Annotated in this window: 9 protein-coding genes; all 9 read left to right on the forward strand. The window is 28.2% G+C overall.

Annotated features, from left to right (window positions below; genetic code table 11):
* Position 1: 1 nt before the first annotated feature.
* The 9 genes from EQF90_RS01135 to EQF90_RS01175 all read left to right on the forward strand — a co-directional run bounded on the left by EQF90_RS01135 (position 2) and on the right by EQF90_RS01175 (position 16,616).
* A complete protein-coding gene (locus EQF90_RS01135; protein WP_134711424.1) occupies positions 2-2,650 on the forward strand; it encodes an ABC transporter permease in 2,649 nt (882 codons plus the stop codon).
* A gap of 23 nt (positions 2,651-2,673) precedes the next feature.
* Positions 2,674-3,909 carry an LCP family protein gene (locus EQF90_RS01140; RefSeq protein WP_134711425.1) on the forward strand — a complete coding sequence of 412 codons (1,236 nt, stop codon included), beginning with the start codon at positions 2,674-2,676 and terminating at the stop codon, positions 3,907-3,909.
* Positions 3,910-4,064: 155 nt separating this feature from the next.
* The gene (locus EQF90_RS01145) at positions 4,065-5,435 is read left to right on the forward strand and encodes a S1C family serine protease (protein WP_134711426.1); all 1,371 of its coding nucleotides are present in this window, start codon (positions 4,065-4,067) and stop codon (positions 5,433-5,435) included.
* A gap of 314 nt (positions 5,436-5,749) precedes the next feature.
* Positions 5,750-6,283, forward strand: coding sequence for a ribosome hibernation-promoting factor, HPF/YfiA family (gene hpf, locus EQF90_RS01150; RefSeq protein ID WP_134711427.1), 534 nt, complete (start codon positions 5,750-5,752; stop codon positions 6,281-6,283).
* 118 nt (positions 6,284-6,401) lie between these two features.
* Positions 6,402-9,137 carry a preprotein translocase subunit SecA gene (secA, locus tag EQF90_RS01155; protein WP_134711428.1) on the forward strand — a complete coding sequence of 912 codons (2,736 nt, stop codon included), beginning with the start codon at positions 6,402-6,404 and terminating at the stop codon, positions 9,135-9,137.
* A gap of 249 nt (positions 9,138-9,386) precedes the next feature.
* Positions 9,387-10,481 carry a peptide chain release factor 2 gene (gene prfB / locus EQF90_RS01160; RefSeq protein ID WP_134711429.1) on the forward strand — a complete coding sequence of 365 codons (1,095 nt, stop codon included), beginning with the start codon at positions 9,387-9,389 and terminating at the stop codon, positions 10,479-10,481.
* On the forward strand, positions 10,478-12,595 hold the full coding sequence (locus EQF90_RS01165; protein WP_134711430.1) for a Tex family protein: 2,118 nt from the start codon (positions 10,478-10,480) through the stop codon (positions 12,593-12,595). The genes prfB and EQF90_RS01165 overlap by 4 nt, the downstream gene beginning before the upstream one ends.
* On the forward strand, positions 12,595-14,286 hold the full coding sequence (locus tag EQF90_RS01170) for a proline--tRNA ligase (protein ID WP_134711431.1): 1,692 nt from the start codon (positions 12,595-12,597) through the stop codon (positions 14,284-14,286). The genes EQF90_RS01165 and EQF90_RS01170 overlap by 1 nt, the downstream gene beginning before the upstream one ends.
* Positions 14,287-14,594: 308 nt before the next feature.
* On the forward strand, positions 14,595-16,616 hold the full coding sequence (locus EQF90_RS01175) for an ABC transporter substrate-binding protein (protein WP_134711432.1): 2,022 nt from the start codon (positions 14,595-14,597) through the stop codon (positions 16,614-16,616).
* Positions 16,617-16,759: the final 143 nt, after the last annotated feature.

Here is a 16,759-nt window from a genome sequence, read left to right on the forward strand (position 1 = left end):
GATGAAAATTATAAGTAAACTTAGTTGGAGGTATATTAAGAAAAATAAACTGAGAACTATTTTGACTTTATTAGGCATTATTATTTCTATTTCAATGATTACATCAATTGGAAATATAGCGTATTCACTAATAAAAGAAAATAGATCTTCGTACGAGAATGTGGATGGACCATATGATTTCAGGATTAAGGAATCAAATAGTAGTGAAGAAATGAAGGCTAATAATTTAAAAAATTTAGGAGGTATATATAAAATATCCAGAAAATATATTTCAAGGATACACACAAAAACTTCAGATTTAGGTATTGATAACTATATTGAATTTGAACACAGAAACGCTAATGAAGAATTTTATAATAAATATTTTCCTAAAGATAAGTTAATAGAAGGTAAGCTGCCTAAAAATGAAAATGAAATTTTAGTTCCATTTAATTTAAAATATATCGCACCGGGATTTGATAAAATAGGAAATACTGTAAAATTAGGTGTTCAAGAAAGTTTGAAATTTGATAATTTTTTTGATTATAATCCTACTTTTAATAAAAATTACATAAATAGGATGGAAAATAAACCACTTTTAAAGGGGAAAATAGAAGAAAAAAATTATAATAAAATTGATAAATCAAAATTAGTTAATATTGATGATATAAAAAAAATGACGGATGTATTTAATGGTGAGTATAAAGATTATAAAATTGTTGGCTTTATTAAAGAAGAGGTAAGAGATGGGAATTTTTTAGCTCATTTTGATGATGAAAATATTAATAGAGATAAACAAATATGTCTATTTTACGGAGATATACTCGGATTTGATAATAAGATACATGATAGATTTGATCTTTTTGGATTTTTTTCAAATTATGATAATTTAGATGAAAACTTAGATAAATTAAAAGAAATATCAAAATATGATGAAAACACAAGTGATTTAAATAATAGATTAGTTATAAGAAATGATTACATAAAATTAAAGGATATAACTCAATCTAGAGTTTTAGACACCCTGTTTAATGTAGCAATAACATTAATAGTGGTTGTATCGGTAGCAATTGTATTGTTTATATATAATATTTTTACTACAAATTATTTTGAAAGATTAAGAGATTTGGGATTACTAAAAGTTGTCGGATTTACAAACTTGCAACTATTTAAAATGGTTATGTTAGATTCACTATTTTATTTTGTAGTATCGGTTCCTTTAGGTTATTTTGTAGGAAACATAAGCATGAAAATTGTTTTTGAAATAGTAAACAGAATTATTAGGACAACATCTATAATTTTTACAAATAATATAAATGTTCATTTTAGTAAAGAAGTATTATTAGTATCGGTAATTGTAGGGTTTTTAGTTATATTTATTTCGAATATACTTTCAGCATTATTTGTATTTAATAAATCGCCAATTGATGCCTTAAATCAAGTTACTAAACAAAAGAAAAAGGTATATAAACCTAAAAAAAGAAGAATTATTAATAAATTATTTGGATATGATGGATTTTTAGCGTCAAGAAATATTGATAGGAATAGAAAAAGATTTATTATGACGACTATTTCAATTTCTGTAAGTATAGTTCTTTTTGTTGTAATGTCAAGTATTATTAGTTTGTTTGATAATGATGTTGTAAAATCTATGGAAAACAATCAAAAAAATAATATTGTTCTTAGAACGAACAAAAAGTTTTCAAGAAATCTAGTTAGTGATATTTCTAAAATTAATGGAATTAACATAACAGAGGAAAAAGATTTGATAGAATTAAGAGGAAATATAAAAGGTAAAAATGTAAAAACTCAAAGTGATGTAGATTATATAAGGATTGAAGTGTTAGATGATAAAATTTTTGACTATCAATTTGGTAAAGATGAACAAAATGTCATCACAAATATAAAAAATTCAGCAGAAAATAGTGAAGCATTTAGCATTGAGATTATTCCTATAAAAGTTATTTATGATAAAGAGGGATTAAAACATGAACAAGAGCTTGTAAAAAATAGTGCTACGAACCTAAATGTTAAAAACATAAAAAATTCAGATGATACAAGGCAATATGTACTTTATATTAGGAGATCCAACATTGAACAAATTTCAAAATTAGAGAAAAATGCCTTAAGTGCACAAACAGAAATTGGCATATATAGAACAAAATTTGACAATGAAACCAGTTATGAATTTTCATCAATAATGACAAAATATCCTAAGACATCAAGTGTATCATTAATTTTTCCTGTGATAAAAATTGCAAGATTATTTGTTTATGGATTTATAGGGTTGATATGTGCTATAGGAGCATTAAATATTATAAATTCAACTTATTCAAATACATTAACTAGAAGAAGAGAATTTGCGTTAATTAAAGCGGTAGGAATTAAAGAAAAAAGACTTCGAAAGATAGTTTTATTAGAAAATTTACTTTCAGTAATTATAGCTTCGGTTATATCTGTAGTATTTTCGCTAATTATATTTTATATAATGTATGGACAACTATTAAGCGGATTACCAATTTTGTATTCAAAAGAATTATTAAAAACATTTTCAATTTCATTTGGAACTTGGGGATTAGGAGTATTAATTGCATCTATATTAATTTACATTTCGGTTATAATACCTTATAATAGGATAAGTAAAGAAAATATTACTGAAATTTTAAAGTAGATTAGCTACAACAAGAGGAAAATATGAATGATTTAGAAGAAAGAAAAATTTTAGATTTAGAAAATATAGAAGAAGAAAAACCTGCTAAATTTGAATTTTCAAAATTAGTTTTGTCTTTTTTCTTTATAATATCTATAGTTTTCGTTGGTTTTATATTTTTATATAATGTATTTGATACTAAGATGAAAGCCATTATAATATTTTCAATTTTGGTGTTTAATATTTTAAGTTTTATAATTATATTAAAAAATAAAAAATATAAAAAGACAGTAAGATTTATAGTGTCTATAATTATGATATTATTAATAGCAGCTATGTCAGTTTTTGCTATGTATTATCTAAAACTTGATAATTCTATAAAAAAAATGAACCAAAATGTAGAAAACAGTAATCCTAATATAGGATTTGAATCAAAAGATGTGCATACTTCAGAGTCATTTAATGTTTATGTTTCCGGTATTGATATAGGTGGGGATTTGAAGAAAAATTCAAGATCTGATGTGAATATAATTGCAAGTGTCAACCCAAGTAAAGGTAAAGTATTATTAACATCTGTACCTAGAGATACCTATTTACCTATTGCAGATGGGGGAAATGACCAATATGATAAATTGACACATGCAGGTAACTATGGCGTTATGAGTTCTTTACACACCTTAGAAAGATTTTTAGAAATTAAAATTCCATATTTTGTTAGAGTAAATTTTGATTCAGTTGTTAGAATAGTTGATGAATTGGGAGGAGTAGATGTTTATATAGACGAATCTTTTACATCAAATGTAAATCATAAATATTATGAAAAAGGATATACGCATCTAACAGGAAGCGATGCCATTGCATTTGTTAGAGAAAGATATGGACTTGAAGAAGGTGATATTGGAAGAGGCAAAAATCAAGAAAAACTTTTAACTGCTATAATAAAAAAAGTTACACAGCCATCAATTTTAAAAAATATAGACGGTCTTTTGAAAATATTAGAAAAAAATGTAGTAACAAATCTTTCTACTAAATCATTAGTTGATTTAGCTACAAATCAATTAATATCAAGAACAAATTATGATGTGAAATCACAAACATTAATGGGAGAGTATACTTTAGACTTACCTTCTTATGCAATGCCTAATTATAGATTGTCAATGATGATTCCAAATGAAGAAAGTTTAATAAAAGTGAGGGAAAAAATAAATAAAATTGTAAAAAACACATATGTAAAAACACAAATTGAAACAATTCAAGAAAAAGATGAGGATTCTAATTAATAAAGACATTAACTTGGAAGCATTGCGAAATGATTAAAATTTTATTTTGCAATATTTCCAAGTTTTTTATTAATCTTCACATTTTAAACAAATTTTACATATTTTGAATACAAATTTTATGTATTATATAGACAAATAATAAATGGGAGGATAATATGAAAGATAATTATAATGATGAATTTAAAAATTGGCTAAATAAAAATAATGATGATGAAAATATTACTCCTGATATTTCAGAAGAAAAAAAGTTTTCAGAGTATAGTGGAAAAGAAAATAATGAAAATCATTCCAAAAATGATTTTGAATTTTCAAATACTATAGATAATAGAAAATATAAAGATAATATATTTTTTAATAGAGAAAGGAATAGAGAAAAGTTTGAATATGTTGACAAAAATTATGTTGATGAACAAATAAAAAATAGTAAACCTAAATTTGGTTTTGTAAAAGCTACAGCATTGGTTTTAGTGGGGTCTATTATAGGATCTTTTATGGGACCATATACTATGGGTTATTTTAATAAAAAAAATAAAACAATATCTGAAAATGTTCAAACAGTTAATATATCTAAAAAGTCAGGGATCAATGTAGAAAATGCAGTAGCTAAAAAAGCTATACCTTCAGTTGTTGGAATAAATACAAAATTTGAGGGAAAGAGAAGTATATTTGGCGAAGCATTAAAAGGTGAAGGTATAGGTTCAGGGGTAATTGTAAGTCAAAATGGATACATACTTACAAATGCTCATGTGGTTCAAAATAATCCAAAAGAAATAAATGTTATTTTTTCTAATGACGATCATGCAAAGGCTAAAGTTGTTTGGAAGGATGAAACATTAGATTTATGTATTATTAAAGTAGACAAAAAAGGATTGCCTGCTGTAGAATTTGGAAATTCTGATGAATTAAATATTGGAGATAAAGCTATAGCTATTGGAAACCCTGTAGGGCTAAATTTGCAATCAACGTTAACATCCGGTTATATTTCAGGATTAAACAGATCAATAACTATGGAAAATGGCTTAATTATGAATGGATTAATTCAGACTGATGCCTCGATTAATTCTGGAAATAGTGGGGGTGCGTTATTAAATGACAGAGGGCAGCTGATTGGTATAAATACTGCTAAAGTTGGAAGTACAGATGGAATCGGGTTTGCGATACCTGTAAATATAGCTAAATCAGTTGTTGAAAGCGTGATAAAAAATGGGAATTTCAGTCCGATACTTTTAGGTATAAGAGGTATAGATTTAAAAAACTATATTCAATATACTTCCGATTATGATTTAGATGTTAAAGAAGGTGTTTATGTAGCTGAAGTTATGCCGGATAGTACTGCATCATATGCAGGGATTAAAGCAGGAGATGTAATTTTATCTATTAATGGTAAAAAAATAGGATCAATGAATGCGTTAAAACAGGCATTATTAAAATATAAAATTGGAGATAAGGTTAAAGTTACCGTATTAAGAGATTCTCGTAAAATAGATTTAAATATAATTTTTAAGGGGGAAAAACCTAATGCTTAAAATTTTCCGGAGATAATATTATAAATATTATCTTAATAAAGTTATCAACAATTTAGACACAACTTCTCCTCAAAATATATTTTCTAGATTTAAGTTATCAACCTGATTTTAATAAAACAAGTGGATAATGTTGATAACTTTATATAATATTTATAATAAAAAATAAATATTGATATTGAATTAAATTTCAGTAACAAAAAAATCACTATTGTGGATAACTTTAGTGATTTTTTTGTTGGAGATTTTCGGTTTTAATTGTTATTTTTTTATTTAAAAGGGTATAAAAAAAATAACAAAATAGTAGGAGGTAACATATGAAAGTTCAATATGTTGGGAAAAATATAACTGTTCGAGAAAACTTCAAAGAAGAAGTTGATAAAAAGTTAGGAAGAATAGATAAATTCTTCGATAGTGATATTGAGGCAAAAGCTTCATTTTCAAATCATGGTAATTTCAAAACAGCAGAAATTACAATATGGTTGAAAAAAGGCACTATTTTAAGAGCAGAAGAAACTTCAGATGATATGTTGTCTTCAGTTGATAGAGTTATCGAGTCATTAGAAAGACAAATAAGAAAATATAAAACTAAATTACAAGTAAGAAACTCAGGAGAATCTATTAGATATGATGAGATACCTGTTGATGACTCAACTATTTCGGAAGATGATGAACCAAAGGTTGTTAAAATAAAGAAAATAGGATTAAAACCAATGTTTATAGAAGATGCTGTGATGCAAATGAATCTTTTAGGTCATGATTTCTTTGTATATCAAGATGCGGAAACTGAAAAGGTATCGGTAGTATATAAAAGAAATGATGGTAATTATGGTTTAATAGAACAAAATTAAATTATATATTTAAAAGTTGGTAATGGATTTTCGTCCATTATCAACTTTTTTTGAGTATTTAACCTCATTATGATATAATAAAACGGATTGTAGAAAAGTATGAAAGGAAATATAATTAATGGGCTTTTTAAGAAAAATTTTTAGATCTTTTAGTGAAAAAGAAATAAGTAAATTACAGCCAAAAGTTGATCAAATTTTATCACTGGAAGAAGAATATTCAAAATTAACAGATGAACAATTAAAAAATAAAACAGAAGAATTCAAAGTAAGATTAAAAAATGGAGAAACTTTAGATGACATTTTAGTAGAAGCATTTGCGACTGTTAGAGAAGCATCATGGAGAGTTTTAGGCATGAAGCACTATCCGGTTCAATTAATAGGAGGGATGATATTGCATCAAGGAAGCATCTCTGAAATGAAAACTGGTGAAGGTAAAACCTTAGTAGCTACATTACCTGCATATTTAAATGCATTGGAAGGCAAGGGGGTGCACGTTGTTACTGTTAACGACTACTTGGCGGAACGTGACAAGGACTGGATGGGTAAGGTTTATAGATATTTAGGCTTATCAGTAGGTTGTGTACTTTATGGACTAACTCAAAGAGAGAGACAAGAAGCATATAACGCAGATATTACATATGCAACAAATAATCAACTAGGGTTTGATTATTTAAGAGATAATATGGAAATCTATAAAGAAGATACGGTGCAAAGAGGTCTACATTATGCGATAGTCGATGAAGTGGACTCAATTTTAATTGATGAAGCAAGGACTCCTCTTATTATTTCTGGACAAGGTGAGGAATCTACAGATATGTATTTAAAAGCAGATACATTTGTAAAGACTTTAGAAGGTAGAATTTTAGATCCTGAAGAAACTGAAAAAAATAAATTAGATATGCTTTTAGAAGATGTAAAGTTAGAAACTGTAGATTTTGTGGTAGATGAAAAGAGAAAATCAGCAACACTTACAGAACAAGGTACAGAAAAAGCTGAAAAATTCTTTGGAATTGAAAATTTATCAGATGCTGAAAATATGGAATTAGCACATCACATTAATCAAGCGTTGAAAGCTAGAAATACAATGCATAATGATATTGACTATGTTGTAAAAGATGATGAGATTTTAATCGTTGATGAATTTACAGGTCGTATCATGCAAGGTAGAAGATATTCTGACGGTTTACACCAAGCATTAGAAGCTAAAGAAGGAGTAAATATAAAGAGTGAACAAAAAACTTTAGCGACAATTACATTCCAAAACTTCTTTAGAATGTATGATAAATTAGCTGGTATGACAGGTACAGCTATGACTGAAAAAGATGAATTTGCTGAAATATATAATTCAGATGTTATAGAAGCTCCTACAAATAGACCTGTTATAAGAATTGATGAAAATGATAGAGTTTATGTAAATGAAAAAGCAAAGTTCAATGCTGTAGTTGAAGAAATAAAAGAAGCTCATGCTACCGGACAACCGATCTTAGTTGGTACGGTTTCTATTGAAAAGTCAGAATATTTATCAAGTTTATTAAAGAAACAAAGAATACCTCATGAAGTACTTAATGCTAAGCAACATGCCAGAGAGGCTGAAATTGTTGCTCAAGCCGGCGAATTTGGAAAGATTACAATAGCAACCAACATGGCAGGTAGAGGTACAGATATTGTGTTAGGTGGTAATCCTGAATACATGGCAAAAGCTGAGATGAGAAAGAGGGGTATTGAAGAATATCTAATAGATGAAGCTGATGGTTATGCTGAAACATCGGATGAAGAGATTATTGAAGCAAGAAAAATATTTGCTGAACTAAAGAAACATTTTAAAGAAAAAACAGATGAAAATGCTAAAAAAGTACTAGAAGCAGGTGGATTATTAATAATAGGTACTGAAAGACATGAGTCAAGACGTATTGATAACCAATTAAGAGGACGTGCTGGACGTCAGGGAGATCCCGGTAGATCAAGATTTTTCGTATCATTAGAAGATGATCTGATGAGATTATTTGGTGGACAAGCATTGAAGAGATTTACATCATTCCCAGAGGATGAACCAATAGAAGCCGGTATATTATCAAAAGCAATTCAAAGAGCTCAAGCTAGAGTTGAAGCAAATAACTTCTCAACAAGAAAAAGAGTTTTAGAATATGATAATGTTATGAATAAGCAAAGAGAAGTAATCTATGGAGAAAGAAACGCAGTATTAAATGGAGATAATATCAAAGAAAGCATTATGACGATGTTAGAAACTGTTATTGATGAAGCTGTTGATTTGTTCTGTAATTCTTCAACAAAGAAATCTGATTGGGAATTAGTCGGACTTAAAAATTATTTAGCTGATATATGTGTACCTGCTAATAAATGGACTACATTAGAAGTTACTTCTATTGAAAAATTAAAAGTAGATTTATTAAATATTGCAAAATCAATTTATGAAGTTAAAGAAGAACATATTGGTTCTGAACAAATGAGAGAAATTGAAAGGATAATTCTTCTAAAAGTTGTTGATCAAAAATGGATGGATCATATCGATGCAATGGATCAATTAAAACAAAACATCGGGGCCAGAGCTATTGGTAATGAAGATCCAGTTAGAGCATATGCTAATGAAGGTTATGAAATGTTTAATGAATTAAATCATTCAATTAGAGAAGATACCATAAGATTTTTATTTAGAGTTGAAGCTGAATCAAAACTTGAAAGAGAAAAAGTTGCAAAAGCTGAAAGAGAATCTTTGGAAGGGGCTGCGGACGAAACACCAAGACAAAGAACAGTTTCAAGAAAAGTTGGTAGAAATGACTTGTGTCCATGTGGGTCAGGTAAGAAATATAAAAACTGTCACGGGAAAAATGAATAAAAATATTTATAGCTATAGTAAAATAATTAAAAAGTTATTTTACTATAGCTTTTTATGTTTTAGGGAAAATAAACAGATTAATTTTTAAGCAATTAAAATTTTTTAAGTGTCATAAATTTTTAATTACAATGTAATAATATAATAAATTATTATATAAAATATAGTATTTTACTCTAAAAATATACTTTATTTTATGTTATAATATAGTGATATAAAAATTGAGAGGTGATCGTCATAGAACAATTTGAAATGAACAATGAAATTGAAGGTTTACTTAAGATTATGAATAGCCTAGGGAAATCTTTAGACATTGAAGGTAAAAAAATTGAATTAAAAAAATTACAAGATAAATCATTTGAACCGAATTTTTGGGATGATTCTGAAAAAGCTCAAAAAATAATGATAGAGTTAAATTCTATAAAGGATACAGTTGAAAAATATACCGATATAAGTGATAGTTTAGACTCTGTAAAAGATTTACTTGAAATAATGAGTGTTGAAGAGTTTATTGAAATGCAGGAAGAATTGACATCTGATTTAATTAAAGTTAAGAAAGATGTTTCCAAGTTGAAAATAGAAACATTATTATCTGGAGAATATGATGCAAATAATGCTATAATTTCTATTCACGCCGGATCTGGTGGACTTGAAGCAACTGATTGGGCTGAAATGTTGTATAGAATGTACACCAGATGGATTGATTCTAAAGGATATAAGTATGAAATTGTTGAATATAACAATGAAGAAGGTGGAGGCATCAAATCTGTTACTTTGATTGTTAAAGGTAAGAATGCTTATGGATACTTAAAGGCTGAAAAGGGAGTTCACAGATTAGTTAGAATATCACCATTCGATTCTAACGCAAGAAGACATACATCATTTGCAAGTTTAGATGTTTATCCTGAATTAGATGATGAAATGAATATTGAAATTGAAGAAAAAGATTTGAGGATTGATACATATAGAGCTAGTGGTGCCGGAGGGCAACATGTTAATACAACGGACTCAGCAGTGAGGATAACACATATTCCTACCGGAGTTACAGTAAGCTCACAAAATGAAAGATCTCAAATTCAAAATAGGGCAACTGCTATGAAAATGTTGATGGCGAAGTTGATTCAAATAAAAGAAGAAGAGCATAAGGAAAAAATTGAAGATATTCAAGGAAAATATTCACAAATATCGTGGGGATCACAGATAAGATCATATGTATTTCAACCATATACTATGGTAAAAGATCACAGAACAAATTATGAAGTAGGAAATATTGAAAAAGTTATGAATGGAGATTTAGATGATTTCATAAATTCATATCTTAACATGAAAGAAGTAGAGAAAAGATGAATATAAATAAAAAATTATCAGAAATATTAAATATTAAAGAAAGTCAAATTGAAAAAACTATTGAATTAATGGATGAAGGAAATACAATTCCTTTTATTGCCAGATATAGAAAAGAAGTTACTGGAAATTTAACTGATGAAGTTTTAAGAGAACTGGAAACAAATCTTAATTATTTGAGAAATTTAGAAACTAGAAAAGAAGAAGTAATTTCATCTATTGAAAAACAAGAAAAAATGACTGATGAATTAATGAAGCAAATTCAAGCAGCTGAAACACTAAAAGAAGTAGAAGATATTTATAGACCATATAAGCAAAAGAAACAAACTAGAGCTACAAAAGCTAAAGAAAAAGGATTGGAACCACTTTCAAACTTCATTCTTACTTGGAAGGAAGGCAATGAATTAATTGAAGAAAAAGCAAAAGAATTTTTAACTGAAGAGGTTGAAACTGTTGAGGATGCGATAAATGGTGCTAAAGATATAATTGCGGAATTGATTTCAGATACAACTGTATTTAGAAATATTTTAAGAAGGGATGCAGAAAGAGCGGGAATATTAGTTTCTGAAAAAGCTAAGATAGATGAATCTCAGGAAGAAGAAGCAAAAGTTTTTGAAAATTATTTTGAGTTTGAAGAAAAAATTACAAAGCTTCCTTCGTATAGAATTTTAGCTATAAATAGAGGTGAAAAATTAGGATTTCTAAAAGTAGGAATTAAATTACTAGATGAAGATAATATTTTTCAAATTGCTATAAGTATTCAAAAACACAAATTCTATGACTCATATAAGTATATTTTCGAAGCAGCAGAAGATGGATATAAAAGATTATTATTTCCGTCAGTTGAAAATGAAATCAGATCAGAATTAACAGAGAAAGCAGAGTCCCAAGCTATTAATGTTTTTGCTGAAAATTTAAAACCATATTTAATGCAAGCTCCGATAAAAGGAACAGTTGTAATGGGACTTGATCCGGGGTATAGGACAGGTTGTAAATTGGTTGTTGTTTCTGAAACGGGAGAATTATTATATGATACAGTAATTTATCCGGCAAAACCAAAAGAAGATATTGACGGCTCAATAAAAGTTATGAAGACATTAATTGAAAAATATGGAGTTGGGCTTATAACAATTGGAAATGGGACAGCTTCAAGAGAAACAGAAGCGGTTGTATCAAAAATGATTAATGAAAATGAGTTTTCTAAAAAGGTATTTTATACAATAGTAAATGAATCGGGAGCCTCTATATATTCGGCTTCTAAAGTTGGTATTGCAGAATTTCCGAATAAGGATGTTACTGTGAGAGGTGCGGTTTCAATTGCCAGACGTATACAAGATCCATTGGCAGAACTTGTTAAAATTGAACCGAAGCATATTGGTGTTGGTCAATATCAACATGATGTAAATCAAGCAAAATTATCAGAAACTCTTGAAAATGTAGTTGAAGACTGCGTTAATACAGTTGGAGTAAATCTAAATACAGCTTCACCATCTTTACTATTATATGTTTCAGGTATAAATGCTAAAGTTTCACAAAACATTATTGATTATAAATTGGAAAACGGTAAATTTACTTCAAGAGAACAATTGAAAAAAGTTAAGGGATTAGGGCCTAAAACATTTGTGCAAGCAGCCGGATTTTTGAGAATTCCTGAGAGTGATAATCCTTTGGATAATACTGCTGTTCACCCCGAATCATATAAGATTGCAAAGCAAATTATGGATAGAGATTTAGAAAATATAAATATTAAAGAAGTATCGGAAGAATTAAATGTTGGGGAATTGACATTAAAAGATATTATAGAGGAATTGAAAAAGCCGGGTCGTGATCCAAGAGAAGATATGCCGAAACCTATTTTAAGGGCTGATGTTTTAAGTATTGACGATTTAGAAGTTGGAATGGAGCTAAAAGGAACTGTAAGAAATGTGGTAGATTTTGGTGCTTTTGTAGATATTGGAGTTAAAAATGACGGTCTTGTTCACATTTCTGAGATAAGTGATAAATTTATTAAGCATCCAAGTGAAGTTTTAAAAGTTTCAGATATAGTAAAAGTTAAAATAATAAATGTAGATAAAGCTAGACACAAAGTTGGTCTAAGCATGAAAGGATTAAAATAATGAAAATGGACAAATATTATATGCCTACTTTAAAAGAAGATCCTCAGGATGCAGAAATTGCAAGCCATAAACTTCTTTTAAGAGCTGGAATGATTAGAAAATCAGCATCGGGTATTTATTCATACTTACCATTAGGATATAGAGTTATTAAAAATATTGAAAAAATTGTAAGAGAAGGAATGGATAAATTTGGAGCTCAAGAAGTTTTAATGTCTGCATTGCAACCTCAAGAAATTTGGGAAGAGTCGGGTAGATGGAAAAAATTTGGTGAAGAGATGTTTAGGTTAAAAGATAGAAATAATAGAGATTTTTGTTTGGGACCTACAGCAGAAGAATATTTCACGACATTAGTTAGAGATGAATTAAAATCTTATAAACAATTACCATTAAATATATATCAAATTCAAACAAAATATAGAGATGAGAAAAGACCAAGATTTGGTATAAATAGAGCAAGAGAATTTACAATGAAAGATGCCTACTCATTTGATAAAGACCAAGAAGGTTTGGAAAAATCATATCAAAATATGTGGGATGCGTATGAATATATTTTTGATAAAATCGGCTTGGATTACAGAGTTGTTCAAGGCGATAGCGGGCTTATGGGAAGTGGTATTTCTCATGAGTTTATAGCTATGGCTGAAACCGGAGAAGGGGTTATTGTTTATTCAAATGATAGTGATTATGCAGCAACAGATGAAAAATGTGTTGTAACACTTCCTGAACTTGAAAAAGAAGAAGCTCTAGAATTAGAAAAAATTTATACACCTAATGTAAAAACAATTGAAGAGCTTTCATCATTTTTAAAAGAAGATTCAAGTAAATTTGTAAAAGCTATTGCATTAAAATCAGATGATGAATTTTTTGTGGTATTTGTACCGGGCAATAGAGAATTAAATTTATTAAAATTTTTATCATATGTTAAAGTTTCAGAAAATGAAATTCAAATGATGAATGATGAAGATATCCGAAAATTAACAGGGGCAGATGCTGGATTTACGGGACCTATAGGTTTGTCTAAAGAAGTAAGAATAATTGTAGACTCAAGAGTAACAAAAATGTCCAATTTCGTTGTTGGAGCAAATGAAACAGATTACCACATTAAAAATGTAAATTACGGAAGAGACTTTGTAGGTGAAGTTGTTGAAGATTTACTAATGGTTCAAGAAGGTGATAAAGGACCAAATGGTGAAGAACTTTTATTTGCAAGAGGTATTGAAGTTGGTAATATATTCCAATTAGGCACAAAATATTCCGCAGAAATGAATGCTAAATTTTTAGATGAAAATGGAAAAGAAAATTATTTCATCATGGGTTCATATGGTATAGGGATAACAAGAACTGTAACAGCTATCATTGAACAAAACTACGATGAAGATGGGATTATTTGGCCTGAATCTGTTGCTCCATATAAAGTAATTATTACGGTTGTAAAAGTTGGAGATGAAGAACAAGATAAACTTGCGGAAGAAATCTACAATACATTAACAGAAAATGGTGTAGAAGTAATGCTAGATAATAGAAAAGAAAGACCGGGAGTAAAATTTAAGGATAGAGATTTAATTGGTATCCCATACAGGATAACTGTTGGTAGAGATTCTAAAGATGGTATTGTAGAATTTTCAACAAGAAAAGAAAAGGAAAATGTATCGAAAGATTATAAAGAAGTAATAAAAATATTGACAAAATAAAAATTATTTTATGCATTAAATTAATTTTTATGCAGTGTATATAATTTATAAATTTATTAAATAAACTTAAAAACAAGTCTCTAGTGTGTATTTTACATATTTGAGACTTTTTTGTATTGTTTTTTGTTGAATAATATTCAATATACATTTTGTGTGATTCATATATAATTTATAAAAAATTTTTAATATTTAACACAAAAAAACTTGACAATTGTAAATGATTTGATATAATAAGTAACAATATATAGAAATTGGGATGGATAAAAAATCTGGAAAGATATCTATAAAATATACTTTAAGGAGGAATTATGAAAAACAGTAAGAGAATATTATCATTCTTTATGGCTTTTGTTATGGTATTCCTTGTTGCGTGTGGAACAAAGGGAACAGATAAAACAAATTCGGGGAAAGGTAACAAAGTAAAACAAGTAGAAGGTTCTGAAGTAAAAGAGCTAACAATTCCTGGTGGAAATTCACTTGCATCTATGGACTATGTTGTATCAGATAAGGCTGCTGATAATGAATGGAATGCAAACTTTGTAGACGGTTTATTAGAGTTTGATAGATTAGGACAATTAAAAGGTGCATTAGCTGAATCATGGAAAACAAATAAGGATATGTCAGTTTGGACATTTAAGCTAAGACCTGGAGTTAAATGGGTAACACATGAACAAGTTGAATATGCTGATGTTACAGCTGAGGATTTTGTTACAGGGCTAAGACACGCTGCAGAATTCAAATCAAGAACTGCTTCATTACTACAAGGTGTGGTTAAAGGATTATCAGAATTTATGTCTAGTGATTTTTCTGATGCAGCTTGGGAAAAAGTAGGGGTTAAGGCAGTTGATAAATTAACTGTTGAGTATACATTAGAGGCACCAACACCATATTTTGGCGATTTAACAACATATGCTATCCTATTACCAATTAATAGACAATTTTTGGAAACAAAAGCTGGTGCAAAATTAGGAAAACCAGATCCAAAGAATTCAGCATTTGGGTCAACATCACCTGATTCAATTTTATATAATGGTGGTTATGTATTAGAAACATTAGATGATAAATCACAAATTGTTATTGTAAAGAATAAAAAATATTGGGATGCTAAGAATGTATTTATAGAAAAAATTACAGAAGTATTTGATGATGGTAAAGATCCATATTCAAGCAAAAAAGGTTTTGAATCAGGTATTTACCCTTCAATGTCACTGAAACCAACTTGGCCAGATTATACAAAAGTAAGAAAACAATATGAAGAATATGTAAGAGAAACAGTACCAAATCCAACTGTATTTGGTATGGTATTTAACTTCAATAGACAGGTATTTAATAATACAAATTATGCAACAACAAAAGAGGCACAAGATAACACGAGAAGTGCTATTCAAAACCTTAACTTTAGAAAAGCTGTAAGAGCTGCATTTGATAGACAATCATATATTGAAATTGACGCTCCAAAGCAATTAGCTACTCAGGTAAAGAGAAATATTAATAACTTCCCTGAAGCTGCATTAACAAAAGATGGTAAAACATATTATGATTTAGTAAATGAAGTATACAATAATACTACAGGAGAAAAAGTTGATTTACACGATGGACAAGATCCATTCTATGGAAAAGAAAATGCATTGAAATTTATCGAAGCAGCTAAAAAAGAGGGAATTAAATTCCCAGTTCATTTGGATATGTTAGTAATATCAACAAGTGATAGATTAATTAAACAAGCAAATTCATTAAAACAAAGTATTGCTGAAAATACAGATAATCAAATTATAGTTGAATTAGTTCAAAGATCAAAAGATGAAGTTAATACTTTAGCTTATAGAAATGAAGATCCTTCTACTGTAGATTATGATATTTCAACATTTACAGGATGGTCACCGGATTATAACGATCCAAAATCATTTGTAGATATATATTCACCAACAACAGGTGCATATATGATCAATGTTGGGTTGGGTAATATGGATGAAAAAGGAAATCCAATAAATAATGATTTAAAAGAAAAATTAGGCTTTAATGAATATGAAAAATTATATAGAGAAGCAGATAAAGAATATAAAGATTTAGATAAGAGATATGCTGAGTTTGCAAAAGCTGATTCTAAATTGATAGAAAATGTATTATTTATACCTGTTCAAATGGGTGCTAGATTTGAAATGGTTTCAAAATTACAACCTTATGAAGGTATATATGCTTTGGTTGGTAATTCAAAATCAAAGTATAAATTTAAAAAATTAAATAAGGACCTTGTAAAAACTCAAGATTATAATAATATTAAATCTGAATGGGAAAAAGAAAGAGCTAAATCAGCTAAAAAATCTCAATAATTTAAAATTTAGAGGTTGAATTAAATATTCAGCCTCTTTTTTTATTATTTAATCTAAACATGTTGATTACAAGGTTTTAGGTTGAAAAATATCCCGGATTATTATATAATGTTTGGTATATAATTATCTCTAAAAATAGAAAA

It is taken from the genome of Helcococcus ovis (assembly GCF_004524775.2).
GTDB classification, from domain to species: Bacteria; Bacillota; Clostridia; order Tissierellales; family Peptoniphilaceae; genus Helcococcus; species Helcococcus ovis.